This window comes from Chromobacterium sp. CCUG 30098 (assembly GCF_059916605.1).
Genome location: NZ_JAUCGS010000001.1, coordinates 1,055,207 through 1,080,781 on the forward strand (window position 1 = coordinate 1,055,207; position 25,575 = coordinate 1,080,781).

Sequence of the window (25,575 nt, forward strand, 5' to 3'; positions counted from 1 at the left end):
GAGCGTATCGCCGGGGGCCTCGGCCGTGTGGGGGCTCAGCGCAAACCGCTGTGCAGCCCGTCCACCAGCACATGCGCCACGCCCTGGGAGCAGCGCTCCACCCGGCCGCTGACGCCGTAGACGCGGCGCAGGCTTTGGCTGTCTATCACCTCGTCCGGCGCGCCGTTGGCTTGCAGCGCACCGTCCTTTAGCATCAGCACCCGGTCGCAGTGGCGCAGCGCCACATTGAGGTCGTGCAGCACGATGACGGTGACCATGCCGCGGCGGCGGGTTTCGCGGCGCAGCAGGTCCATCACGTGGAACTGGTAGTTGAGGTCCAGCGCCGACAGAGGCTCATCCAGCAGCAGCACCGCCGGTTCGCGGATCAGCGCCTGGGCGATGCCCACCAGCTGGCGCTGGCCGCCGGACAACTGGTCCAGATAGCGCAGCGCCAGTTGCTCGATGCCCAGCGATTGCAGCAGCGCGAACACCTGTTGGTCGTCATGGCGGCGCGACAGGCCGGCGGCGGTGGCCTGGCCGGCCACCATCAGCGATTCGAACACCGACAGATGCACGCTGGGCGGCAGGGTTTGCGGCAGGTAGGCCACTTCGCCGCGCTGGCGGCTGAGCGCGCGCTGGTCCAGGCGGACGTCGCCACTGCTGTGCTGCAGGCCGGCCAAGGCGCGCAGCAAGGTGGACTTGCCGCTGCCGTTGGGGCCGAGCAAGGCCGTGATGTCGCCCGCCCGCAGACAGGGCACGTCCAGCCCGCGTATCACCTGACGCTTGCCGTAGCTGACCGAGAGTTGATGGATGGACAGAGCGGAGCTCATTGGCGGCCTCCGTTGCGCAGCACGATGGCGATGAAGAAGGGGATGCCCACCAGCGAGGTGACGATGCCCACCGGCACGATGACGCCGGGCACCAGATTCTTGGTCACCACCGAGGCCATGGACAGGATGGCGGCGCCGGTCAGCGCGCTCACCGGCAGGTAGAAGCGGTGATCCTCGCCCACCAGCCGGCGCGCGATATGCGGCGCGATCAGGCCGATGAAGCCTATGGTGCCGACGAAGGCCACCGCCAGCGCGGTGAGCAGGCTGGCGCGCAGCAGCGAGCTGAGCCGCAGCCGGCGCACATTGATGCCGAAGCTGGCGGCGCGGTCCTCACCCAGGCGCAGCGCGGTCAGCCGCCAGGACTGGCTCAGCGACCAGGGCAGGATCAGCGCGAAAGCGCCGAACAGCAAAGCGATCTTGGGCCAGTCCGCGCGCGACAGGCTGCCCATCAGCCAGAACACCAAGTCTTGCAGCGAGTCCGCGGTGGAGACGAATTGCAGCAGGGACACCAGGGCGTTGAAGCTGAAGAACAGCGCGATGCCGAACAGCACCACGCCGCTGGTGGGCATATTGCTCCAGCGCGCCACCACGTCCAGCAGCAGCGCGGAACCGAGCGCGAACACGAAGGCGTTGACCGGCAGCATCCACGGGCCGGGGACGCCGGGGATGCTGACATCCAGCAGGATGGCCAGCGCCGCGCCGAAGGCGGCCGCCGGCTGCAGGCCCAGGGTGAACGGGTCCGCCAGCGGGTTGTGCAGCACGGTTTGCATTTCGGCGCCGGCCAGACCCAGCGCCAGGCCGGCGGCGATGGCGATCAGCGCATAGGGCAGGCGGATCTGCCAAACGATCACCTCGGTGGCCGGATCGGCGGCGGCCGGGTGCCACAGCGTCTGCCAGAACTCGGCCAGCGGCATGCCGCTGGCGCCGGTGGTGACGTCCAGCGTCAGCGAGACGGCGAGCAGGCTCAGCAGCACGGCCACCAGCAGCAGCCGGCGCAGCAGGGTGCGGCGGTAGTCCGCCGCCACCATGGCGGCGGAAAGCGTTAGGGTTTCGCCGCTCATTTAACGCCCTTGACCCAGTAAGTGCCTTGCGGCTCTATGGCCAGGAAGTCGCGGTGCAGCTGCTTCCAGCTGGCGTCCGGGTCCAGCTTGGCGAAGCGCGCCGGCTGCAGTTCCTTGGCGAAGGCTTCCAGCAGCACGATGTGGTAAGGCGTGTTGTAGAAGTGGTGCCAGGCGCCGAAGGTGCGGCCTTCGCGCACCGCGCGCAAGGCGCCCACCGGGCTGCGCGCGGCGGTGCGCTTGAGCGAGGCCTGCGCCTGCGCCGCGCTGATGTTGGCGCCGAACTGGATGCCGGTCTTGTCGGCGGCGTCCGCGGTGCCGGTGCCGATGTAAAGATCCGGATTGCTGGCCAGCACATGCTCCATATTCACTTCGCCCACCGCGCCGGGAATCAGCTTGTCGGCGATATTGACGCCGCCGGCGGCGTCCACCAGCTCGCCCAGGCTGCCGCGGCCGGCGCTGGTGACGTTGCTGAAGGCGCCGGCGCGCAGGTCCAGGAAGGCCTTGGGCTTTTGCTGCGCCGGGATGGCGGCGACGACTTTGCGGATGGCCTCCATCTTGCCCTGGTAGAAGCGGATGAAGCGCTCAGCCTCGGCCTCGCGCTGCAGCGCCTTGCCCATGATGCGCAGGCTGGGCACGGTGTGTTCCAGCGGCGCGTTGCGGAAATCGACGAAGACCACCGGCACCTTGGCTGCTTGCAATTGCTGCACGATGGGGTTGTTCAGGCCCGGGCCGTGGCCGGAGATGCTGAACACGGCGATGTCGGGGCGCAGCGTCAAGACTTTTTCCGCGCTGACCGAGTTTTCGCTGGTCTTGCCGATCAGCGGAATCTGGTCGATGGCCGGGAAGCGCTGCTTGTACTGGGCGTAGGTTTGCGGGTCCAGTTGGCGGAAGTCGCCCTGCCAGCCGGCGATGCGGGCGATGGGCTGCTTGCCTTCCAGCAGGGCCAGCGCGTAGAACAGCCGGCCTTCGCCCAGGAGGATGCGGTTGACCTTGGCCGGCACTTCCACTTTACGGCCGGCGATGTCGGTGACGGTGGCGGCTTGGGCCGCCAGCGTGGCCGCGGCCAGCGCGCCGGCCAGCAGCAGACGGGAGAACAGTGTTTTCATTGTGATTCCTTGAGCGATACGGCTCCGCTGCCAAAGCCCGCCGCGGTGGAGAGGGCGGGTGGACGGGCTTTAGCCGTGGAGCGGGTGGCAAGCATCATACAGAAACGGGAGCCGCCGGGCAGGCCTGGCGCGCTCGGAAAACGCGGCTGGGCTGGGGGTCTTACTCGGTCTTGGCCCAATCCAGTTTCAAGTCCGGCGTCTTGGCCATCAGGCCCAGGTGCTCGTCCATGATGAATTCGATCTTGGCCAGCTTGTCGGCCGCGTCGGCGGCACAGATCATGTCCAGGGTGTCGTCCTGGCGCTGAATCCGGCATTCGCCGATGGGGAAGTGCACATGAGCCTGGTGGCTGTCGAACTCCACCGGGACTTTCAGCGCGTAGTGCTTGCACAGCTTGTACAGCACCTTGTCGGCATTGGGCGTGGTCAATTGGGCGCGGCTGCTCAACATCATCAATTCTCCAATCGTAAAAACGGGAACAGGCAGTTGGCGAATCCGGCGGATTCGGCAACTGCCGTGCGGTGTTTCCGGCCCGTCCGGGGACGGGCCGTCAGGGTGCGGCTTAGAAGCTGTTCACAATCTGCTGCGCGTCGGCGATACCGCGTTGCCAACGGCTTCGGAATGCTCATGTACCACTTGTACATTCCGCTTCCTCAACCGTTTGCGCCTTGTCTCGCTCTAGCTCGCGAGATTGTGAACACCTTCTTAGAACTTGCCGGTCAAGGTCAGCCAATAGCGGCGGCCCTCGTCGACCATCCAGTTGCCGTTAAGCGGCGCTTTGCTGCGATCCGGTTCGGCATTACCCACGCGGTCATCAATCGCCACCTTGCGGTCGGCCAGATTGAAGACGGCGAAGTTGACATCGAAGCTCTTGCTCAGCTTGTAGCTGCCGCCAAAGTCCCAGGTGCTGGAGCCGCCGCGGGTGCGCGCATCGTAAGCGCCGTTGCGGAAGCCGGTGTAGTACTGCTTGCCTTCAAAGTTCAGGCGAGTGTACAGGTCCAGCTTTTCCATCGGGGCCCAGGCCAGCTTCACATTGCCGGCGTGTTCCGGCGTCTTGTCCAGCGGCAGGCCGTTCAGAGATTGACCGGACAACGAGGTTTCCCTGCCGCCTTCACGCTTGGACTTGGTGTAGGTGTAGTTGCCGGACAGCGTCCATTTCGGCATGAAGGTCCAGCTGCTGGACAATTCCAGGCCGCGGATATTGACCGAGTCCACATTGTCGTAAATGTAGACGCGGGCCGGCTTGCCCTTAGAGATCAATGCGTTGGTGAATTGATCGGTGCCGTAGCTGACTACCTTGTTCTTGAAGTCGTTGTTGAACAGGGTGGCGTTGGCGCTCAGGCCTTGCTCATTGTCGAAGTGCAGACTCACTTCGTAAGAGGTGCTTTCTTCCGGCTTCAACTTGGAGTTGCCGCACAACAAGCCGGTTTCCACGCGACTGCCGGTACGCATGCAATAGCCGTCTGTGCTCTGGCGGATGGTCGGCGCCTTGAAGCCCTTGCCGACGCCGCCTTTCAGCGTCCACTGCGAGCCCAGGTGCTGGACCAGGTAAGCGCGCGGGGTGAAGTGGGTGCCGAACACGCTGTGGTGGTCGACACGGCCGCCTGCGGTGATGGTCAGGCTGTCCGTGGCTTCAAAGCTGTCCTCGGCGAATAGTGCCCAAGTATTGACAGTGACTTTATCCGGGTTGGCCGCGCCGGAGTATTTGAATCTGCTCGGATCAAAAGCTTCTTGCGCTTGCAGATCGGAGCCGACTTGCCGGCCAAGCTGGGTGCCGACTTTCACGGTGTGACGATCCAGCAGGAAAGTCAGTTGGCCGTCCAGCGTGGTGTTGGTCAACTTCACGCCTTTGCCGTCGCTGACGTTGTTTTCGTCCGAGCTGGACTTGGCCATTTCCTGATACAGCGCGACATTGGAGCGGATATTGCCGTATTTGCCGTTGTGGCTCAGGCTCCAGTGATCACGGGTATCGTATTGATCGTATTTGCCGAGAGTCGGGGACAAACTCTTGCCGCCCGTGGTGGTCTTGCGCAGTTCGTTATGGCCGGCTTCGAAGGTGATCTCGTGGTCCTGGTTCGGGGTGAAGCTCAACTTGGCGTTGATGTCGGACATGTGATTGGCGTCTTTGCCGCCGTCGCCGCTCTTGCTGTAGAAGATATTGTCTTCAGCCTGGTTGTTCAGCGAGCCATAGACTTGCAGCGACAGCAGGTCCTTCATCAGCGGGCCGCCCAGCCAGAAGCTGCTCTGGCCGGTATTGCCTTCGTTCGAATGTTCGGTGATGGTGCCGCCCAGCGTCATCGAACCATGCCATTCCTTGGGGGCTTTGCGGGTGATGATGTTGATCACGCCGCCCATGGCGTCGGAGCCGTATAGCGAGGACATCGGGCCGCGCACCACTTCGATGCGCTCAATCGCCTCCATCGGCGGGATCTGGTATTGCTGGAAACCGCCGGTGCCGCGGCTACGCACTTCACGGGTGCCTTGGCGGCGACCATCCACCAGGATCAGCGAGTATTCGCCGGGCATGCCGCGAATGGAGATGTCTTTGTCGCTGGGCGCGGAGCCGTTGATGTTGATGCCTTCCAGATCGGTCAGCGCGTCGGTCAGATTGGTGAACGGTTTCTTCGCCAAGTCTTCACGGGTGATCACCGAGATGCTGGCCGGGGCTTGTTTGATTTTTTGCTCGTAGCCGGAGGCGGTGACCACGACCGAGGGCAGCGTGGCTTCGACTTCCGCCGCGTGGGCGGCGGGCAGGTAGAGGGCGGAAACCGCCGCGGACAACAGGGCAAGGCGCACGCCGTGACGGGCGGCGGAGTCAAAGGTTTTCATTATCGTGGATACCTGGAAATCATCACATGAACGAAGCCCATTTGATCCGCGTCCCGGCAAGGCCGGCGCTGTGTGCATGCCGTTGGCGTTTAGTTTGCGCAAGGAATGTCAAATGGGACCATAAGTATCCCACCGAATTAATGCGAACGCAAATGCGAATCGTTATTGATTGAGGGTGTGATTGTACTCGGTCGCCACAAATCTGGCGCGGATATGACCTGGCTCAAACTTTGCGCGGGGTGGGAGAAATGGCGAAATGGCTTGGGAACCAAGGCGCTATCCGTCAGTCTCAAGCCTGTTCCGGACTCAGCGCCCTACCTGAATCGATGCCTATTCGTCTGCCCTTGCTACTGTTGCTAACGTGTCTGCTGCTCTTGCCGCAGGCGGGTTGGAGCATGGGCGGACGCGTGGACGCCAGCGCGCCCTGCGTCTGGATGGCCGACGACGGCGCGGCTTGCCATACCCAGCCGGCCAGCGCCGCTCAGGCCGCCGCTTGCTGCCAGTTGCCGGCCGCTCCATGGCCGGCGGCGCCCAGCCTGCCCTTGCAGGCGATCCGCCCGGTGCTGCAGGCCAAGGCTGAAATAGTGTGGTCCGGTTTCATCCCCGCGCCGCCGGAGCGGCCTCCCCAATCTGTTGAATGATCCTTTTTTTGCGCCAACCGCGGTTTTGCGGGCTGGTTCGCTTTTTCATTCAAATAGCATTGGATTTCATCTCATGAATAAACGCATGTATTGGGCCGCCGCCGCGCTGGCCGTTTCCTTGATGTCCCCCGTGGTGGCCGCCGCCGGCGGCGTGATGCACAAGGACCCGTATTGTGGTTGCTGCACCGCCTGGGCCGAGCATATGCAAAAGAACGGCGTGGCGCTGCAAAGCCGCAACGAGGCGGATATGTCAGCGTTGAAGGCCCGCTTGAAGGTGCCGGCGGATCTGCGTTCCTGCCATACCGCCGAGATCGGCGGCTATGTGTTCGAAGGCCATGTGCCGGCGGATCTGGTGAAGAAGGTGCTGAAGGACAAGCCCAAGATCGTCGGCCTGGCGGTGCCGGGCATGCCGATGGGCAGCCCGGGGATGGAAGGGCCGAGCAAGCAGGCCTATCAGGTGTTGAGTTTTGATGGGCAGGGGAGGCGCAGCGTCTACGCCACGCGCTAAAGTTGGTGATGCGCCAGCCGCCTTGCAGCGGCTTGCTTGAGTGTATGACGGGCGTTCCGGCAGGTCGGAACGCCCGTCTTGCGTCAGCGCATTGAGAACGCCTCGTGGTGGAAAGCCGGGGCCTGCGCGCCGCGTTGTTTCAGGCCGCGCCGCAGCGCCTCGCCCAAGCCTTGCGGGCCGCAGAACCAGACCTCGTCCACTTCCGGCAGCATGCCGGCGTTCAACTGTGCCCCGGCTTCGCTTTCGATCAGATGCAGCCGCACGCCGCGCTGACGACAGGCCTGGCGCATTTCTTCCAGCCGCGCCGCTTCGCCGCGGTTGCGCACGCAATAATAGAAATCCACGTCCAGCTGCTTCTCCTTCAGTTCCCGGCTTTGCAGCCAGGCCAGGAAGGGGGTGACGCCGATGCCGCCGGCTACCCAGGCTTGGCGCGCGCCGCCGCGCGGCTGGAAGCGGCCGTAAGGGCCTTCCACGGTGACGGTCTGGCCGATCTGGAGTTCGGTTGGCAGGCGGCGGGTGTAATCGCCCAGCGCCTTGATGATGAAACGCAGCCGGCCGTCGTCATGGTCGGCGCTGGCGATGGTGAAGGGGTGGGCGCCTTCCGCGGCGTCGAAGCTGACCAGGGCGAATTGTCCGGCGCGGTGGCCGGGCCAGGCGTCTATCTGGCAGATCACTTCCAACTGTCCGGCCGGCAGCGCTTCGATGCTATGCACCTGGCCGGCGTATTGTTGTCGCTTGCCGATGCGGCCGGCCAGCGAGTAGAGCGCGCAGCCGGAGCCGATCAGCATCAGCGCGGCCAGCAGCCAGCCCACCGGCTGCGCCCACATCTCGGCCGGCATCAGGATCAGGCCGTGGAAGGCGCCCATCAGGTAGAGCGGGGCGAACAGCTTGTGCAGCTTGCGCCAGAAGCGATAGGGCACGGCGCGCAGCAGCGCCAGGATCACCATGGCCAGCACCGCCCAGGCCGCCCATTCGCCCATGTCCTTGGCCAGCGAGACCAGCGGGTCTTTGCCGCCGCCGCCGCTTCTGATGCGGGGAGCGACCCAGTCCAGCGCCAGCATCAGCTTGGGCGACAGCTTGACCAGCCAGTGAGCCGCCAGCAGCAGGCCGGCGGCGATGCCCAGCTGCTTGTGCAGCGCGTAGAGGCGGTCCAGGCCGCCCAGCAGCGGTTCCAGCCAGCGCGGGCGCACGGCCAGCAGCATGGCGGCGCTCATCACGGCCATCAATTGCACGCCGCTGAGCAGCACCAGTTCGTGTCGCCATTGCCAGTAGTTGGCCGGCAGGCCGTTTTGCCACAGGCTGGCGGCGGCGTACAAGGCGCCGCTGGCGAGCAGCAGCAGGCTGAGCAGGGGGAGTCTACGGTTCATCGCCATGTCCTTTCTTGCGATAGGGGATTAAGGCGATTGGAACACCGCAAACTTAAGCGCAGCTTAAACGCGGCGCGGGGGCCGGTTTAGCGTGGCGGCTTGCCGGCCTGGGTGTCGCCGCCCAGCGCCTTGTACAGCGCGATCAGGTCGGCGGACAGCGTTTGCCGCGCGGCCAGCCGCTGTTCGCGCAGCGCGGCAAGCTGCAATTGCGCTTCCAGCACGTGGCTTTGCGCGGCCTCGCCGACGGCGACGCGCTGGCGGGCGTAGCCAAGCTGGCGTTGCAGCGCGGCTTCTCCCTCGGCCAGCCGCGTGTCCTGGACGCGGCCGGCCTGGCTGCGCAGCAGCGCGGTTTCCACATCGGCCAGCGCTTGCAGCACCGCCTTGCGGTATTGCGCCAGCGCGGCGTCGTAGCCTGCCTCGCGCGCCCGGACCTGGGCTTGCAGCCGGCCGCCGGCGAACAACGGCAGGCTGAGCTGCGGCCCCAAACTCCAGTAGCGGCTGGCCTGGGAGGCGAAGTCGCCGGGGCGGACGCTGTCCCAGCCGCCGCTGGCCAGCAGGCTGAAGCGCGGGTATTGCTCGGCCGCGGCTACGCCGATGTCGGCGCTGGCGGCCGCCAACTGCCGTTCCGCGGAGCGCAGGTCCGGCCGGCGCAGCAGCAGTTCCGACGGCAGGCCGGCGGCGGGCGCGGCGGGCAGCCGCGGGGCGGGCGCGGCGGCGTCCAGCAGCGCGCGCAGCTGTTCCGTCGGCAGCGCGGTCAGCGGGCCCAGCGCGGCGAGCGCGGCCTGGCGGGCGGCGAGCAGCGGTTGCAGCTGCGCGTCGGCGCGCAGCCTTTCGGTTTCCGCCTGATCCAGTTCGCCGGCGCCGGCGAGGCCGGCCTGGACTTGCAGCCGGCTCAGCCGCGCCAGTTCCGCGCGCCAGCGGACCTGGGCGGCGGCGTTGTCGGCGCGCAAGCCCCAGTAGCGGTAGTCCAGCGCCAGCCGCGCGGTTTCGGCGGCCACGCGCAAGGCGGCGTCGGCGGCTTGCTCTCGGCTGGCGTCCAGCCGGGCGCGGCCGGCTTCCACGCTGCGGGCGGTATGGCCGAACAGATCGATTTCCCAACTGGCGTCGAAGCCGGCGCGGTAGTCGGTAAATAGGGTCTGCGGGTTGGCGAAGGGGATATTGGCCAGCGCTTCGCCGCGGCGGCTTAGTTGGTCGCGGCTGACGCGGCCGCCGGCGTTGAGTTGAGGCCATTGTGCGCCGGTGTTGATCTCCAGCGCGGCGCGCGCCTGACGGATGTTGGCGTCGGCGCTGGCCAGGTCCGGGCTATGGCGCAGCGCGGCGCCGACCAGGCGGTTCAGCGCCGGGTCCTGGAAGGCCTGCCACCAGCCGGCGGCTTCCGGCTCGGTTTCCGCGCTGACGGCGGGCAGCAGTTGCGCCGGCGTCGGCGGCCGGTAGTCGGGGCCGACGACGCAGCCGGCGAGCAGGGCTAGCAAGACGCAGATGGCGAGGCGAGATGGATTCATTGTCCGCTCCGGTGACGGAAGATCAGGTAGGCCAGGCCAAGGGTGGCGGCGGCGATGAGCAGCAGCGGCCACAAGTGCGGCCAGGCCTCGGCCGCGCCGTAGCCTTTGAGAAACAGGCCCTTGATCACGATGATGAAATGGCTGAGCGGGTCCGCGGCGCTGAGCGCGCGCAGCGGCCAGGGCATGTTTTCCACCGGCGCCATATAACCGGACAGAATCACCGCCGGGGCCATGAAGCCGAACACGCCGAGAAAGGCCTGCTGCTGGTTGGCGCACAGCGCCGAGATCAGCAGGCCGCAGCCGGACAGGGCCAGGCCGTAGCACAGCATGGAAAGATAGAGCAGGGCGACGCCGCCGCCGAAGGGTACTTGGTAGATCCATACCGCGGCGGCGGAAATGACGCTGCCTTGCAGCGCGGCCACCAGCATGCCGGGCACGGCCTTGCCGGCCATGATGTAGCCGGGGGTCAGCGGGGTGACCAGCAATTGGTCGAACGTGCCTTCCTCGCGTTCGCGCGCCAATGACAGCGCGGTGACCATCAGACAGCCTATGGTGGTGATGATGGCCACCAGGCTGGGCAGCACGAACCAGCGGTATTCCAGATTGGGGTTGTACAGATGGCGAACCAGCAACTGGGCCGGCGGCGGCGCGGAGCTGAGTTCGCGCGTGTACTGGGCGACGATTTGCTGGGCGTAGCCGAAGGCGATTTGCGCGCTATTGGAGCGGCGGCCGTCGATGACGGCTTGCAGCGGCGGCGCGCTGCCTTGAGCCAGCCGCCGGGAGAAATCCGGCGGAATGCGGATGGCCAGCAGCGCTTGCTGGCGGTCTATGGCGTCGCGCAACTGGGCTTCGCTGCGGATATTGAGCAGCTGCGGAAAAGCCTGGGCCGCGGCCAGGCGCTGGGACAGTTCGATGGAGGCGGCGCCGCCGTCCTGGTTGTAGATGGCCAGGGTGCTGTTCTTGACTTCCAGCGTGGCGGCGAAGGGGAACAGCAGCAGTTGCAACAGCACCGGCATGATCAGCAGCCGGCGGCTTTGCGGGTTGGACAGCAGGGCCCGCAGTTCTTTGTGGATCAGGGTGAGCAGTGCGTGCCACATGGTAGACCTTTCTAAGAGCCTGTTCATAATCTGCTGTGCTGCGGCGATACCGCGTTGAAAACCTCCTCAGAATGCTCATGTACTTTATGTACATTCCGCTTCTTCAGCCGTTTTCGCCTTGTCTCGCTCTTGCTCGCGAGATTTTGAACAGGCTCTAATCATCCAGCCGACGGCGGAATTTAAGCGCGGTAAGCCCCAGCCAGAAGGCCGCGGACAGCAGCAGCCAGACGGTGTTGAGCAACAACACCGGCCAGATGTCGCCGGCCTGGAACAGGGTTTGCAGCGCGTTGACGAAATAGCGCGCCGGCACCAGATAGGTGGCGGCCTGCACCGGCGGCGGCATGCTGTTGATCTCGAACACGAAGCCGGACAGCATGGTGGCCGGCAGGAAGGCGGCGGTGAGCGCGCCCTGGGCGGCGACGAACTGGTTGCGGGTGACGGTGGAGAGCAGCAGGCCCAGGCCGAGGGCGCTGCCCAGGAAGAGGCTGCTGACGATGAACAATAGCCACCAGGAGCCGCGCAGCGGCACGTCCATCAACAGGGTGGCCGCCAGCACGCAGACCAGCATCGCGGCGATGCCCAGCAGGTAATAGGGCAGGATTTTGGACAGCAGCAGTTCGGCGCGGGTCACCGGGGTGGACAGCAGCGCCTCCATGGTGCCGCGCTCCCATTCGCGCGCCACCACCAGCGAGGTGAGCAGCGCGCCGATGATGGTCATGATCACCGAGATGGAGCCGGGCACCAGATAGTTGCGGCTGACGGTGTCGGGATTGAACCAGTAGCGCGGCTCCAGCCGCAGCGGGGCCGGCGGCGGCAGGCCGCGATCCTGCGCGCGCTGGGTCTGCCAGATCTGCCAGGCGCCTTGCAGATAGCTGGCCAGGAAGTTGGCGGTATTGGGCTCGGCGCCGTCGGTGAGCAGCTGCGCCGCGGCCGCGCCGCGTCCCTGGAGGGTTTTGGCGGAGAAGTCGGCGGGAATCACCACCATGCCGCGCACTTCGCCGGCGGCCAGCCGCGCGCGCATCTCGGCGCGGTCATGTCCGGGATGGACTTCCAGATAGGGCGAGCCCGCCAACGCGTCGGCGAAGCGGCGGGCTTCGACGCCGCTGTCTTCCAGCACCACGCCGATGCGCACCTTGTTGGCGTCCAGATTGATGCCGTAGCCGAAGATGAACAGCAGCACCATCGGCAGCACGAAGGCGATCAGGATGCTGCTGGGGTCGCGCACGATCTGCATGGCTTCCTTGCGGCACAAGGCCAGCAGGCGGGCGGGTTTGACGGCGGCGCTCATGCGGGGACTCCGGCGCGGTCGTCGGCCGCCACCAGGCGGATGAAGGCTTCCTCCATGGTGACGTCTTCATCGACGCCGGCGGCCTGGCGCTTGAGCTGGTCCGGGGTGCCGCTGGCGATCAGCCGGCCGCGGTAGACCAGGCCGATGCGGTCGCAGTATTCGGCCTCGTCCATGAAATGGGTGGTGACCATCACGGTGACGCCCTTGTCCACCAGGCCGTTGATATGGGTCCAGAATTCGCGGCGGGTGATGGGGTCGACGCCGGAGGTGGGTTCGTCCAGAAACAGCAGCGGCGGCCGGTGCATCAGCGCGCAGGCCAGCGCCAGCCGCTGTTTGAAGCCCAGGGGAAGCGCGCCGGCGAGCATGTCCAGATAGGGCGCGAGCGCGAACACACGGACCATTTCGGCGACGGTGTCGCGTTGCGTCTGGCCGCTCAGGCCGTAGATGCCGGAGAAGAAGTCCAGATTGTGGGCGACGCTGAGATTGCCGTAGAGCGCGAATTTCTGCGCCATATAGCCCAGCTGCCGGCGCGCGCGGCTGGCGCTGCGTTTCAGGTCTATGCCCATCACGCTGGCCTGGCCGGCGCTGGGCCGCAGCAGGCCGCACAGCATTTTGAAGGTGGTGGACTTGCCGGCGCCGTTGGGGCCGAGCAGGCCGTAGATCTCGCCGCGCCGCACCTGGAAGTCGATATTGTCGGCGGCGACGAAATCGCCGAAACGGCGCGTGAGCTGTTCGGCGCGGATCACTGCGTCCGGGTCCACGCCGGCCGGCAGTTGCGCCGGCGGCATCTGCTCGGCCAGGCCCGAGTCGCCGCCGGGGCCGCCGCCCAGCAGTTCGATGAAGGCGTCCTCCAGCCGCGGCGGAACCACGACGAAACAGGCGTCCGGCCCGGCCTGCAAGGCGCTCAGCTCAGGCGGCCGGCCGGCCTGGCGCAGCACCAGGCGCAGCGCCTGGCCCTGGATCACGCCGTCCAGCACTTGCGGCTGACGCAGTGCGCGCCGCAGTATCTGACGAGGGTTGCCGGCGATGCCGCGCAGCTGCACGCTGCGGCCCTCCATGCGTCGGATCAGCTCGCCGGGCGCGCCGGCGTAGCTCAGCTGGCCGGCGTTGATCAGCAGCACTTCGTCGCAGCGTTCGGCCTCGTCCAGATAGGAGGTGCTCCACAGCACGGTCATGCCGTCGGCGGCCAGTTCGCCCACCATCTTCCACAGTTCGCGCCGGGAAATCGGGTCGACGCCGACGCTGGGCTCGTCCAGCAGCAAGACCCTCGGCTCGCCCAGCAGCGCGCAGGCCAGGCCCAGCTTCTGCTTCATGCCGCCGGACAGCTTGCCGGCCGGCCGCGCGGTGAAGCGGGCCAGGTCGGTGAAGGCCAGCAGGCGTTCGAAGCTGCGTTGGCGGCGCTCGCCGGCGACGCCGCGCAGATCGGCGTACAGCTCCAGGTTTTCCAGCACCGTCAGGTCTTCGTACAGGCCGAATTGCTGCGGCATATAGCCGATCAGCGCGCGCAGCGCGTCGCCGTCGGCGATGGGGTCCAGCCCTTCGACGCGGACGGCGCCGTCGCTGGCTTGCAGCAGGCCGGCCAGCAGCCGCAGCAAGGTGGTCTTGCCGGCGCCGTCCGGCCCGGCCAGGCCGGTGACCGCGCCGCGGCGTATCGTCGCGTCTATGCCGGCCAGCGCCTCGTGCGCGTCGAAGCGCTGGCGCAAGCCGCACAGGACAATGGCGTTTTGCGCGTCCATCTCAGCGGCCGTCCGCCAGCGTCACCGTCACCGGCATGCCTTGGCGCAGCGCGGCGTCCGGGTTTTGCACCACCACGCGCAGCCGGTAGACCAGGGCGGTGCGCAGGTCCTGGGTCTCCACGTTCTTGGGAGTGAATTCAGCGCTGGGGGAGACGAAGCCGACCACGCCGTCGTAAGGCTGGGCGCGGCCGTCGCTGCGGACCTTGACCTTGGTTCCGGGGGCCACCTTGCCCAGCTCGGGCTCGGCGACGTAGGCGCGCACCCACACCGGCCGGGTCAGCGACAGGGTGAACACCGGGCCGCCGGCGCTCAGCATGCTGCCGGGTTCGACCGCGCGGGTGAGGATGACGCCGTCGGCCGGGGCCAGCAGCCGGGTGTCGGCCAATTGCAGCTGGGCCTGGGCCTGTTGCGCCACCGCGCGTTCGGCGTTGGCGTCGGCCTCGGCGATCTCCTCCTTGCGGTAGCCGCGCTTGAGCGCCTGCCATTGCTGGCGCGCCGCCTCGGCCTGCGCCGCCGCCTGGTCGCGTTGCGCGCGGGCCTCGTCCAGCGCGCGTTGGGCGGAGGCGCCGGTGTCGGCCAGTTGGCGCTGGCGCTGGTAGGTCTGCTCGGCGTTGAGCCGCGCGGCGCGACGCGCGTCCAGATTGGCCTGCGCCTGTTCGATGTCCTCGCTGCGCGGGCCGGCGCGGTACAGCGCCCTGCGCGCCTGCGCGGCGGCCAGGCCGGCGTCGGCGTCGCGCAAGGCGTTCTGATAAGGCCGCGCGTCCAGTTCGCCCAGCAGCTCGCCGGCGCGTACGCTGGCGCCTTCGTCCACGTTCAGGCTCCGCAAGCGGCCGGCCACCCGGAAGGACAGACTGACTTCGCGGATGTCGACGTTGCCGGACAGGCTCAGGCGTTCTTGGGCGAGCTGCCGTTGCCGCCAGGCGTAGCCGCCTCCGGCGATCAGGGCGACGACGACGAGGCCGATGAGCAGAGGGGGACGCTTCATGGCTGTGGCTCCAATGGGCGCAAACCGCGCAGCGCCCATTGCAGGCGTTGCTCGATATGGCGCGGATCGATGGCGTAGGTGTTGAAAGCTTGCTGGATCAGGCCGGGCAGCAGCGGCTTGCCGGCGATGATGTGCTGGGCCAGCGCCGGCAGACCCAGCGCCGACATCAGGAACAGCGCCTGGTGCAGCGGATCGCCGCGTTCCAGTTCGCCGGCCTGTTGCGCGTCGGCAATGCTTTGCAGCAGCAGCTTGGGATGGCGGGGCGCCAGCGTGGACAGAAAGCCCTGCGCGGCGGTTTCGCCGGCGGCCGCGTCCAGCAGCATGTGGGCGATCAGCTCGCCGTGTTCGGCGACGAAGGCCAGCAGCTGGCGCAGCAGGGTCTGCAGCCGCGGCAAGGCCGACGCTTGCTGCTGCAACTGCGATTGCATGTGTCGGAGCAGCGGCGCGTACCAGTTTTCCAGCAGTTCGGCCAAGTAGCGGTCGCGGCTGCCGAAGTGGTAGACGAAGCTGCCCGGATTGACCCCTGCGCGCTGGCACAGGCCGCGCACGGTGAGTGCGCGCAGGCCGGCCTCCTTGGCCATGGCCAGTCCGCAGTCCAGCAATTGCTGTCGAGTCGCGTTGTTCGGTTTCATACATCTATTCTTATACGAACGTATAAGTTCATGCAAGCCGAATTTGTACATCTGTATAAATCATCGGGAATTCCAGCCGGCTCGCCAAGTGCTTGTTTTCAAAAGCGGCCGTCGTCAGCCCTGCGGCCGCGGGTAAATTCACCGCGCGGCGGCATGTGCCGGCGGAAAATAATCGGCCATAATTGGAGCGTCGGCGCTTCGCCGCAAGCAAGAATCCCACAGCCGCCCAGCTCAGGCCGCGGCAAAAACAGCGATTCGTCGCGCCATTACAAGGGGACACATCATGTTGGCCATCATCGGCGGCAGCGGCCTGGCCCAGCTGCCCGTATTGGAAGTCACCCACCGTCAAGTTGTGCGCACCCCGTACGGCGATCCCTCCTGCGCGCTGACCTTCGGCCTATTGAACGGGCAGAACGTGGTGTTCATCGCGCGCCACGGCTACGGCCATTCGCTGGCGCCGCATGAAATCAATTACCGCGCCAATATCTGGGCGCTGCACGATCAAGGCGTCAAAGGCGTGATCGCCATCGGCACTGTGGGCGGCATCCGCCCCGACATGCCGCCGGGCCGCCTGGTGGTGCCGGACAACATCATCGACTACAGCTGGGGCCGCAAGCATACCTTCTTCGAGGGGCTGGACCGCCCGGTGGTGCACGCCGAATTCTCCTCGCCTTATGACGAGGCGTTGCGAGAGCGCCTGATCCGCGCGATGGCGGACAGCGGCCACAGCGGCGTGGTGGGCGGCGTTTACGCCTGCACTCAGGGGCCGCGTTTGGAAAGCGCCGCGGAAATATTGAAGTTGGAGCGAGATGGCGCCGATATAGTCGGCATGACCGGCATGCCGGAAGCGGCATTGGCGCGGGAGATGAATCTGCCTTATGCGCATCTGTGCTTGGTCAGCAACTGGGCGGCCGGCAAGGGCGGCGCGGCGACGGTGGAGTTCGACGCCACCACCGGGGCGATGGGGGTGGAGGTGGTGATGTCGGTGCTGGCTGAGCTATTGTCAAGATAGTATGTTTAGTGCGGCAATTTCTGCTTCTGGACATTGCTTTCGTTTGCATGGTCAATACGCAGTGGGAGTGTTGTCGCGTACAGGGGATCAAAACGCCGAAAGGGCGTTTTACCTGTACGCATACAGCGCAGCATGATGCTGGCGGTTTGTCGCTGCGCTTGATTCCCGTCTTTGTTCAAGAGATCGGAGTAGCACAGCGATGTTTGACAACAAGTCCATTTTAATTACCGGAGGGACGGGCTCGTTTGGCCGTAAATTTATCACCACGCTCTTGGCGCGATTTAAACCAGCGCGTGTGGTAGTGTTCTCTCGTGATGAGTTGAAGCAGTTTGAAATGCAACAGGAGTTTTTCGACCCCTGCATGCGGTTTTTCCTCGGGGATGTCCGTGATAAGGAGCGCCTGAGGTTAGCGATGAGCGGCATCGACCTAGTTGTGCATGCTGCGGCGCTCAAGCAGGTGCCAGCGGCAGAGTACAATCCGACAGAATGCATTCGCACTAATGTCAATGGCGCAGAAAACGTGATTGGCGCGGCGTTGGAGTGCGGGGTGGAGAAGGTGATTGCGTTGTCTACCGATAAAGCGGCCAGTCCAATCAACCTTTATGGGGCAACCAAGCTGTTGTCGGATAAGCTGTTTGTGGCCGCAAATAATATCGTAGGCAGCCATAAAACGCGATTTGCGGTTGTACGCTATGGCAACGTGGTGGGGTCGCGCGGCTCGGTCGTACCTTTTTTCCGAAAGCTTGTGGCCAGCGGCGCAGGCAGCTTGCCCATTACCGATGTACGTATGACTCGTTTTTGGATTACTTTGCAGCAAGGAGTGGACTTTGTGCTCAGTAATTTTGAACGTATGCAGGGTGGAGAGCTTTTTGTGCCGAAGATACCTTCAGTACGCATTGTGGACTTGGCTACCGCCATGGCTCCGCAGCTCCCACTGCTCCATATCGGTATTAGGCCGGGAGAGAAGTTGCATGAGTTGATGATTTCTGCAGACGATAGTCTGCACACCTATGAGTTTACCGATCATTATGTGATCGCCCCGTCGATTCGCTTCACTATTCATCATGACTATAACTCCAATCAGCTAGGCGAGATCGGAGTATTGGTACAGGAAGGGTTTCAGTACTCCTCTGAAAGCAATCCCACGTTTTTGAGTATTCCCGAGCTACAGATCTTGGATCAAGCAACGCCCTGATAGTGATTAATAGAGTTTCAACTTGTAGCTCGGTGAATTTAAGAAGCTTTCCTTCATATTGAGTCAGCCAGCAGACTGGATGCTAGAGTGCGAGATAGGCTGGATGGCTGGTTCTGAATGAGTTGAGGTTTGGTTTTCCGCCGAAGTTTTTTGATATTGTCATGGTATGCCTGCCACGAGAGCCCTGAAACGGGGCATGCCGTTCACATGGGAAGCGTTGAAATGAGTAAACAAGCCGCGACTACGGTTGCGAGTTACGAAGACGACAGTCTGATCAACTGGAAAACCCAGGCGTGGCAGGATGCTGGCATGGTTAGCTGGTACTCCGGGAGGATGGTGGAAAACACCAGCACTAACTATCTGAAGAATGCTTTGGAGGTAGGCACCATTAAGCGGCATGTCTGGGGCAAGGAGATACTCGATATCGGTATCGGTACCGGACGGGCCAGTTTGCCTTTGATAGAGCAAGGTTTTCACGTAACGGGTATTGATAGCTCCCAAGCCATGTTGAACGAAACGCGTCGCTTGGCCGGCAACATGCCCATTACATTGCAACTGGGTGACATCACTAAGTTGCCGTTTGATGAAAAGAGCTTTGATAGTGCGATCGCCTTGAACGTGATGGTGCATTTTCCCAACTGGCGGGAAGCTTTGCTGGAGTGGAAGCGAGTTGTGAGGCCGGGAGGGCGCATCGTGTTCGATATTCACTCGCGAGACCATTTCGAGGCGGCCTACGGCGCGGATACCAATCAGTGGCCAGCTGTTATGCGTGAGGCGGAAGACCCCTCTAATTTTGGTCGCTACATGTCCAGGATCCGAGTCGATGAGCTGGTGGCGTTTGCCGATCAAGAGGGCTTCGCCATCATGGATGCGGTTCCGCATGGCGCGTTTCTCGGTGGGGGGAATATCAATGCCTTCCTGTACGAGCCGCTGGAAAAGACCAAGCGATGGACACGGGTGTTGTCATGGTTTGCTCGAGACCCGCATCTGTTGGAGTTGGGCTTGTTCCTTGAGGAACTCTTGGTGGCGCGGTTGACGCCGAAGGTCGCAGGGCGCATGTTTGTGGTCTTGGAGAACCGTGCGGACGAGGCTGGCAATAAGGCCTGGGCCGAAGAACAGAGGCAAAAAGACGCCGCGTTGGGGCAACAGTCGTTTCGGGCGTTGATGCCGTGGATGCTATTGCCCAGCGAGGACCTTTCCCAGGAGTTGGACCGTCTGCTGCAGCCCTTGCGCGCGCGGCATTTCTTCTACTGCCTGTTGAAAACCTTGGTGCAACGTAGCCCTGCTTATGACTTTGCCGGGCTGCTTTCCGAAGAGCGCGTCCAACAATTTTCCGCCTGGCTGGCGGCGGAAGGCCTGGATCAGCGGGTGATGGGTCTGGTCAAGGGGTGGTCCGCCGGCAGTCGGGAGAAGTTCAGGCATGGCGTTGATCTTACCTTGGGCGCGGATTACCACTTGGTGGATACCTTATTGGCAAAACACTATGGCATTTTTGGCGGGAACCAAGGATGAAACCAAAAGCAATTATAAGCCTGCTGTGGGATAACCAGCTGGGCGCCTTGCGCCAGTTCCTGGCGATGTTTGATCCCATGGTCATTGTGACGACATCAGCGGGCATGACGCCGGCGCTGTTAAACCTTGCGGCGGAGTGCGGCTGCGCGGTAGTGGGCTTGGAAAGTCTGTTGCCTGACGGATATAACGCTGTTGGAGAAGCCAGTCCGTCCCTAGCGGCGTTGAACGAGCATTTGGCCGTCCTTAACTGGGGCGAAGAGTTCGCCGACGAGGAAAATACCGCGTCATTGGTTGAGGTGATCAAAGAGCGTTTGAGCTTTGAATTGCCAATGTCGGTGCAATTGCTGGATGGTTTGGCTGCGGCGGCTGAGGAGTTCGACGTGTCGCTGTTCGTCACTAGCGAAGACGTCACGCGTTTGGGAAAAGTCGCCACGGCCTGGGCGAGGGCGCATGGTGTTCCAAGCTTGCATCTTTCCCATGGCATTGCCTTGGCCGATCCTTACACCGTTCATGCAGAATTGATTGCGGATAAGATGGCTGTTTACGGGGAGCGCGGCAAGGAAGGCTTCTTGGATTTGGGCATTGAGCCGGAACGTCTGGAGTTAACGGGCAACCCCGCATGGGACTGCTATGCGCAACTTAGAGTCCAAAAGGCGGCGTATCGTCAAGCTTTAATCGAAAAGTATGAGATGGATCCCAATTTGCCGATCGTGGTTTTCGGTACAACTTGGGCAGCCAATCTTAGCGCGCATTGCAATGAGCATGCTTATGCGGACACGATGCTGGCATTTTTGAGCGCTTGCGAAGCTTTGTCGCAGCATGGTTGCAAGATCAACGCGGTGATCAAGGATAGGCCAGCCAACCAGGCGATAGGCGAGCATTGTTGCTCCGAATTATTGGCGGCCTTGGGATCCGATGGCCGTCAGTATTATTACGTGATGGAGGATACTCCCGCCTTTGCCGCTGCCGCGGATGTATTGGTAGCGGTTGATTCCAATTATTTGGTGGAGGGCATGATGGCGGATACCCCCGTCGTCAACTTGATGAATAGCTCGGGTATGCTGATGGGGCCTTGCTTTGAGGCTGAGACCGGGATCAAGGAAGTGGAGGCCCACGAGTTGGCTGCATGCATTCTGCAGCTGTTGGAGGATAAGGAAGAGCGCAATGCCCAGTTGCATCAGGCTCGTCAGCGACTGGTTTATTACCATCATGGCGGAGCGGATGGTTTGGCGGCATCGCGAGTGGCCCAGTTGATGGCAGATATGGCGCAAGGCTTGCGGGTGCGCCCGCAACGGCTGGTGTGGCAGCAATACCTGGATAACGAACATACGGATTTGACCGCTGGCTACCATACAACGGGGCGCAAGGATTTAATCAGCTTGTTCAGCAACCAGCCTCACCTGGCGCTGGACATTGGGTGCGCGGGGGGCGGTAATGGCGCTTTGATTAAGCAGCGTTTTCCATCTTGCCAGGTATGGGGGATTGAAATGAACCATGCCGCTGCGGAGATGGCCAGCCGTCAACTGGATAAAGTTCTGTTGGGAAAATTTGAGGACTTCGACCTAGAGGTGGAAGGCATGGCGTTGGGCAGCCTGGATGCCGTGGTGCTGGCTGATGTGCTTGAGCATATGTACAACCCATGGGATGTGATGGTGAAAATCCACCGTTATCTATCTTCGCAAGGGCAAGTGCTGCTCAGCGTGCCGAATGTGCGTAACCTCGCATTGATGGATGATTTGGCCAAAGGAAATTGGACTTATGCCAAAGAAGGATTGTTGGATATCACGCATATTCGCTTCTTTACCCTTCGAGAGCTGCTTAAATTTTGTCAGGAAACCGGCTACAAAGTCGTAAATAAGATGAATGCGCTTGATGGCCGGCTGCAGGATATTTTCAATCGAGCCCAAGGCTCATTGCCGTGCAATATCGAAACTGAGCGCATGGTGATTAAAAATGTCACCCATGAGGAAATGTTGGAAATGTGCTCGTTACAGTTTTATCTTCTGCTGGAAAAGGCATAGGATCGACTGCTTGTTGAGCGAGAAGCGGCCTCAGAGGGGTCGCTTCTTGTTTGTTAACGGTGTGCTTGCGCCACCCTGAATGATGCAGCGGTGTCGGCAAGCTTTTGTGTGTGGTTGTATCGGACTGTGCCGAAGTAGTCATGCCAAGGATAATGGCGGTGATCAAAACCGTTGCAATGATGGTTTGACTATGTTCGGCTTGGCGTCTTCTCTGCAGGCGGACCTCATCTCATGGAAAAAAGAAATCCCCGTATCGGCATCTTGTCTAGAGACCACTTTGATCATGCTTGTTTCAAGCTTAGATTGGGTGATCCTCTGTCTTTGCTCGCAGGCGTGGTTGATACTTATTTTTATAAAAACCTAGAGGCTCATCGCCTGGTGGGCGATTATGGGTTCGATTCAGATGCCCATTTTGTTGAGTCCATGGACGCATTTATTGTACAGCGATGGTTTATAGATAAGTGCTATATGGATTTGATGAAGATTATTATCGAATCCAAGAAGCCCATTGTCTTTGATATTGATGATTGGTTGCTGGGTTTGCCAAGCAGTAACCCGATGTATGATGATTTCTTTAAATCCACTGAGCATATAAAGTGGATATTGCCATATTGTTCTGTTGTGACTGTCAGTACGCCAGAGTTGGCTAAAAAATTTGTTGCTTATAATCAGAATGTCGTAGTAATTCCAAACTCCTTGAGCCAGTTTCGTTTTGTAGAGCCAAGAGAGCGGGATGATCAGGTTGTTATTGGGTTTGCAGGTACCAGCACTCATGGGCGAGATTTGGACTTGATTTCTGGTGCTCTGTTACGGGTTTATCATGAGTATGCGGACGCGGTAAAGTTCGTGTTTTGGGGAAATGTTCCCAAGACCATGATTGGCTTGAAAGGGGTGAAGCAAGGTCCCAAAGGTGTGATGTATCACGACTATTTTTCTTATCTTGCTGATTTGAAAATAGATATTGGACTGGCTCCATTGGAGGAAGACGGGTTCAATCTGTGTAAGTCGGATATCAAGTGGATTGATTACGCGGTAGTGGGGGCCGCCAGTATCGTGTCGGACCTCCCTCCTTATGCCGAGCCCAAGGAAAAGGGGCTGGCGCTGGCTGTTGAAAACAATGAGGACGCTTGGTTCAATGCCATCGTTTCCTTGGTTGAAGACCACGCGGCAAGAAAGTCGCTGGCTTCCAGGGCACGCAATTACATCTTGCAGCAACGAACGTTGGAAGGGACGATAAGCCAGCATATCGCGGTCTGGAATAGTGTTTTGCCGAAGGCTGTCCAAATCCGCAGTCCCAGCAAAATCGGCAGGCCCATCTTGCAATCGTCATGTCCGGAAGATGCGATTGAGGAGCAGCGTTACAAGATTTGGAAGAACAATCACCAATTGCGGGAAGTTCACGCAGAACAGTTTGCCGAGAGAATGGTGAAAGCGTGGTCGGTACGGCCGACGTTCAATCTGGTAACCGTGGTACCCGCCGCCGAAAAACGACGCTTGGTAGAGTCGTTGGCGGCAATGGAGAAGCAGCTGTATCCGAATTGGCGTTTACTGGTCTTAGCGGATTGGGAGATGCCGGATCCCGTGTTTCAGAATAGCCCGCAGCTGGGGTGGGTGAGGCTGCCTACGCTGGACGATCCTGAGCGCTTGACCCAAGTTTTTAACGATATCGTTGCAGACTGCTATGCGGATTGGGCCATGCTGTTGCCGGCGGGCTTCCGCTTGGAGTCTCGCGCGCTGGTTAGATTGGCCGAGGCGGCCCATGCTCACCCTGAATGGATGGCTATTTATTGCGATAGCGATGTCGTTTCCCCTATGGGGGAATATTTTTTGCCCTCGTTCAAACCGGATTTCTCCCCGGAGTATTTGCGCTCCATGGACTATATCGGGGCGGGAGTTGCGATTTCGACTAGAGCCCTAGTGGCATTGAATGGCTTGCAGCCGTACCCGGGGGCTTATGTTTATGAATGCCTGTTGCGCTTGTTCGAGTTGAAGGGAAGGGATGCGATAGGGCATGTGGATGATGTGCTGCTTTCCCTTCCATATGACAAAAGTGTTATTGGTCCTTTGGCGACGGCGGCGCGGAAGGTGGCTCTGGAGAACCATGCCATCAGACTGGGGCTAGCCGCCGATGTGGGCGACGGTTATGTGCCGGGCACCCATCATTTTGATATCAAAGTGCAGGGGAGTCCCTTGGTTTCCATCATTATCCCTACCCGGGATAAATTGGAGTTTTTAGAACCATGCCTCGAAAGCCTGTTCGAGAAAACCAGGTATCAGTCGTTTGAAGTCATTATTGTTGACAACCGTTCGGAGCAGCCTGAGACCCGCGAGTTTTATGAGGATATGGCTGGGAGATTCCCTGGGCGGATCAAGGTTGTCGAATACGATGCTCCTTTTAATTTCTCCGCGCAGTGCAATTTAGGCGTTAGTGTAGCGGCCGGCGAGTTCGTTTTGTTGTTGAACAACGATACGGAAGTCATTTTGGAGTCCTGGCTTGAGCGTTTGCTGGCGGTGGGGCAGCAATCTGGGGTAGGGGCTGTCGGCGCCCGCTTATTGTACCCCGAGGTGGGGCAAATTCAGCATGCGGGCATTATTCTTGGCTTGCCGGGCGGAATGAGGTCTGTCGCCGATCATGTATTTGAGCCGATGGATATCTCCGAGTCCGGATATCAGAATCGGATTCTGACCGGGCAGAACTATTCCGCTGTGACGGGTGCTTGCCTTTTGGTGAGTAAAGAAATTTACCTGCAAGTCAGCGGTTTGGACGAAGACAAATTTAAAGTCTGCTTCAACGATGTAGACTTTTGCCTGAAGGTTCAAGCTGCGGGCTATCGTAATGTGTACAACCCTTTTGTGGTGTTGTACCACCATCATGCCAAAAGTATTGGACGAACCACGTCAGACCCTCGCGTCGCGTTGCAGGCGGCGGTGAGGGAGCGCGATGAAATGGATGCGATGCTGAGGCAATGGCTGCCGTTGATGCGACGTGATCCATTTTTTAACCGCCACTTGTCTCTGCGTGGAAGAAAGATGGAAGTGGAGTGGCAGCGTTGCGTTGCCTGGGATCCTGAGTTGCCGGGACGTAAACGTGTTCTGGGGATGCCGGTTCCGGGGGGGAGCGGCGAGTATCGGCTGAGCCAGCCGCTGTCCATTCTGCAAGAGCAGGGACGGCTTGACGGGGAGATTCACCAGCCGACTCAGGGCGCGTTGTCGGTTGTTGAAATGGCGCGGCATGCGCCGGACACCCTGCTCTTGCATACCGGTATCAATGACGGAATCTATGACGCGCTGACGGCTTATCGCGAGTTCATTCCGCAAATGCGAGTGGTGTTCGGGATTGACGACTTGGTGGGCGGCACGCCGGTGAAGAGTAATCTATACGACCACTGGAAACGCCTGTATCCAGATGCGAAGCAGAGGCTTCGTAGAGTGCTGAAGTTGAGTGATGCTCTTGTTGTGTCGACAGAACCGTTGGCCGCATTCACTCAAGGAATGGTGGACGAAATCGTCGTAGTGCCCAACAGGCTGCGGAAAAGTGTTTGGGGGCAACTGAGGCCGCAAAGACGGGTTGGTGCGAAGCCTCGAGTTGGTTGGGTTGGTGCCTCTCAACATCGGGGAGATTTGGAACTGTTGTTTGAGGTCATCAAGCAAACTGCAGCGGAGGTGGACTGGGTCTTCATGGGTATGTGCCTGCCGCAGTTCCGTCCTTATGTAGCTGAGGTGCATCATTCCGTGCCATTTGATCAATATCCTGAGGCGATTGCCAAGTTGAATCTGGATTTGGCGGTGGCGCCGTTGGAGCTTAACGCTTTCAACGAGGCCAAGAGCAATCTGCGTTTGCTGGAGTATGGCGCTTTGGGGTGGCCGGTAGTCTGCACCGATATTTATCCTTATCAGACCAATGCGGCGCCAGTGTGCCGAGTACCCAATGTAGCGGAGGCCTGGATTGAGGCGATAAGAAGTAAGGTGTATGACCGAGACGCCAGTGAGCGGGAGGGCGAGCAGCTACGTGACTGGGTTGAGAGGCACTACTGGCTGGAGGATCACCATGAAGACTGGTTCCATGTGCTGCATGGTTGAGCGTTGAGTCAAGCGTCTGGTAGAGAATCGCCCTGCGGCGCAAGCCGCGGGGCAGTTTGTTTTTCACTTTGCCGCGCAGTTTGGGTGTTCGCCATCGGGCGAGGGAAGGAGGCATCCGTTTGGATGGTTGTTTGGTAAAAATACCATTTTGGTCAAGTTTATTAACCTTTAGACGATCTAGTAAGCATGCTGCGCA

19 protein-coding genes are annotated in these 25,575 nt (G+C 61.6%); 7 read left to right on the forward strand and 12 right to left on the reverse strand.

Annotated elements, in window-relative coordinates; translation table 11 throughout:
* Positions 1-35: 35 nt before the first annotated feature.
* The 5 genes from QUG03_RS04935 to QUG03_RS04955 form a co-directional block, all read right to left on the reverse strand.
* Positions 36-809, reverse strand: coding sequence for an ABC transporter ATP-binding protein (locus QUG03_RS04935; protein WP_500819549.1), 774 nt, complete (start codon positions 807-809; stop codon positions 36-38).
* Positions 806-1,870 (reverse strand): FecCD family ABC transporter permease, encoded by a 1,065-nt coding sequence (locus QUG03_RS04940; RefSeq protein WP_166452709.1) that lies wholly within the window; start codon positions 1,868-1,870, stop codon positions 806-808. The genes QUG03_RS04935 and QUG03_RS04940 overlap by 4 nt, the downstream gene beginning before the upstream one ends.
* Positions 1,867-2,976 carry an ABC transporter substrate-binding protein gene (locus QUG03_RS04945; protein WP_486635801.1) on the reverse strand — a complete coding sequence of 370 codons (1,110 nt, stop codon included), beginning with the start codon at positions 2,974-2,976 and terminating at the stop codon, positions 1,867-1,869. Before QUG03_RS04945 ends, QUG03_RS04940 begins: the two co-directional genes overlap by 4 nt.
* 160 nt (positions 2,977-3,136) lie before the next feature.
* Entirely contained in the window at positions 3,137-3,427 is a 291-nt protein-coding gene (locus QUG03_RS04950; RefSeq protein WP_227104831.1) for a DUF2218 domain-containing protein, read from the reverse strand.
* A 252-nt stretch (positions 3,428-3,679) separates the two neighbouring features.
* Positions 3,680-5,803, reverse strand: a complete 2,124-nt coding sequence (locus QUG03_RS04955) for a TonB-dependent receptor domain-containing protein (RefSeq protein WP_500819551.1) — start codon at positions 5,801-5,803, stop codon at positions 3,680-3,682.
* 326 nt (positions 5,804-6,129) lie between these two features.
* Here QUG03_RS04955 and QUG03_RS04960 point away from each other — a divergent pair, with 326 nt between their 5' ends.
* Positions 6,130-6,444: a hypothetical protein gene (locus tag QUG03_RS04960; protein ID WP_253313764.1), complete on the forward strand. Its 315-nt coding sequence runs from the start codon at positions 6,130-6,132 to the stop codon at positions 6,442-6,444.
* Positions 6,445-6,517: 73 nt separating this feature from the next.
* Positions 6,518-6,952, forward strand: a complete 435-nt coding sequence (locus QUG03_RS04965) for a DUF411 domain-containing protein (RefSeq protein ID WP_500819553.1) — start codon at positions 6,518-6,520, stop codon at positions 6,950-6,952.
* A gap of 83 nt (positions 6,953-7,035) precedes the next feature.
* On the opposite strand, the gene QUG03_RS04970 is transcribed toward QUG03_RS04965, so the two are convergent.
* The 7 genes from QUG03_RS04970 to QUG03_RS05000 form a co-directional block, all read right to left on the reverse strand.
* Complete coding sequence (locus QUG03_RS04970; protein ID WP_500819554.1) at positions 7,036-8,319, reverse strand: ferredoxin reductase family protein; 1,284 nt, start codon at positions 8,317-8,319, stop codon at positions 7,036-7,038.
* 86 nt (positions 8,320-8,405) lie between these two features.
* Positions 8,406-9,821 carry an efflux transporter outer membrane subunit gene (locus QUG03_RS04975; protein WP_500819556.1) on the reverse strand — a complete coding sequence of 472 codons (1,416 nt, stop codon included), beginning with the start codon at positions 9,819-9,821 and terminating at the stop codon, positions 8,406-8,408.
* Positions 9,818-10,918: an ABC transporter permease gene (locus QUG03_RS04980; protein ID WP_500819558.1), complete on the reverse strand. Its 1,101-nt coding sequence runs from the start codon at positions 10,916-10,918 to the stop codon at positions 9,818-9,820. The genes QUG03_RS04975 and QUG03_RS04980 overlap by 4 nt, the downstream gene beginning before the upstream one ends.
* 154 nt (positions 10,919-11,072) lie before the next feature.
* The gene (locus QUG03_RS04985) at positions 11,073-12,206 is read right to left on the reverse strand and encodes an ABC transporter permease (RefSeq protein ID WP_500819560.1); all 1,134 of its coding nucleotides are present in this window, start codon (positions 12,204-12,206) and stop codon (positions 11,073-11,075) included.
* Positions 12,203-13,942 carry an ATP-binding cassette domain-containing protein gene (locus QUG03_RS04990; protein WP_500819561.1) on the reverse strand — a complete coding sequence of 580 codons (1,740 nt, stop codon included), beginning with the start codon at positions 13,940-13,942 and terminating at the stop codon, positions 12,203-12,205. Before QUG03_RS04990 ends, QUG03_RS04985 begins: the two co-directional genes overlap by 4 nt.
* Before the next feature lies 1 nt (position 13,943).
* The gene (gene hlyD, locus QUG03_RS04995) at positions 13,944-14,927 is read right to left on the reverse strand and encodes a secretion protein HlyD (protein ID WP_500819563.1); all 984 of its coding nucleotides are present in this window, start codon (positions 14,925-14,927) and stop codon (positions 13,944-13,946) included.
* Positions 14,924-15,559 (reverse strand): TetR/AcrR family transcriptional regulator, encoded by a 636-nt coding sequence (locus tag QUG03_RS05000; RefSeq protein WP_500819564.1) that lies wholly within the window; start codon positions 15,557-15,559, stop codon positions 14,924-14,926. The genes hlyD and QUG03_RS05000 overlap by 4 nt, the downstream gene beginning before the upstream one ends.
* Before the next feature lie 283 nt (positions 15,560-15,842).
* Here QUG03_RS05000 and QUG03_RS05005 point away from each other — a divergent pair, with 283 nt between their 5' ends.
* The 5 genes from QUG03_RS05005 (at position 15,843) to QUG03_RS05025 (ending at position 25,379) form a co-directional block, all read left to right on the forward strand.
* Positions 15,843-16,571, forward strand: coding sequence for an S-methyl-5'-thioinosine phosphorylase (locus QUG03_RS05005; protein ID WP_500819565.1), 729 nt, complete (start codon positions 15,843-15,845; stop codon positions 16,569-16,571).
* 199 nt (positions 16,572-16,770) lie between these two features.
* Complete coding sequence (gene pseB / locus QUG03_RS05010) at positions 16,771-17,766, forward strand: UDP-N-acetylglucosamine 4,6-dehydratase (inverting) (protein ID WP_500819566.1); 996 nt, start codon at positions 16,771-16,773, stop codon at positions 17,764-17,766.
* 222 nt (positions 17,767-17,988) lie between these two features.
* The gene (locus QUG03_RS05015) at positions 17,989-19,278 is read left to right on the forward strand and encodes a class I SAM-dependent methyltransferase (RefSeq protein ID WP_500819567.1); all 1,290 of its coding nucleotides are present in this window, start codon (positions 17,989-17,991) and stop codon (positions 19,276-19,278) included.
* Complete coding sequence (locus QUG03_RS05020; protein WP_500819568.1) at positions 19,275-21,299, forward strand: class I SAM-dependent methyltransferase; 2,025 nt, start codon at positions 19,275-19,277, stop codon at positions 21,297-21,299. The genes QUG03_RS05015 and QUG03_RS05020 overlap by 4 nt, the downstream gene beginning before the upstream one ends.
* Before the next feature lie 231 nt (positions 21,300-21,530).
* Positions 21,531-25,379 carry a glycosyltransferase gene (locus QUG03_RS05025; protein WP_500819569.1) on the forward strand — a complete coding sequence of 1,283 codons (3,849 nt, stop codon included), beginning with the start codon at positions 21,531-21,533 and terminating at the stop codon, positions 25,377-25,379.
* The last annotated feature ends 196 nt before the right edge of the window (positions 25,380-25,575 follow it).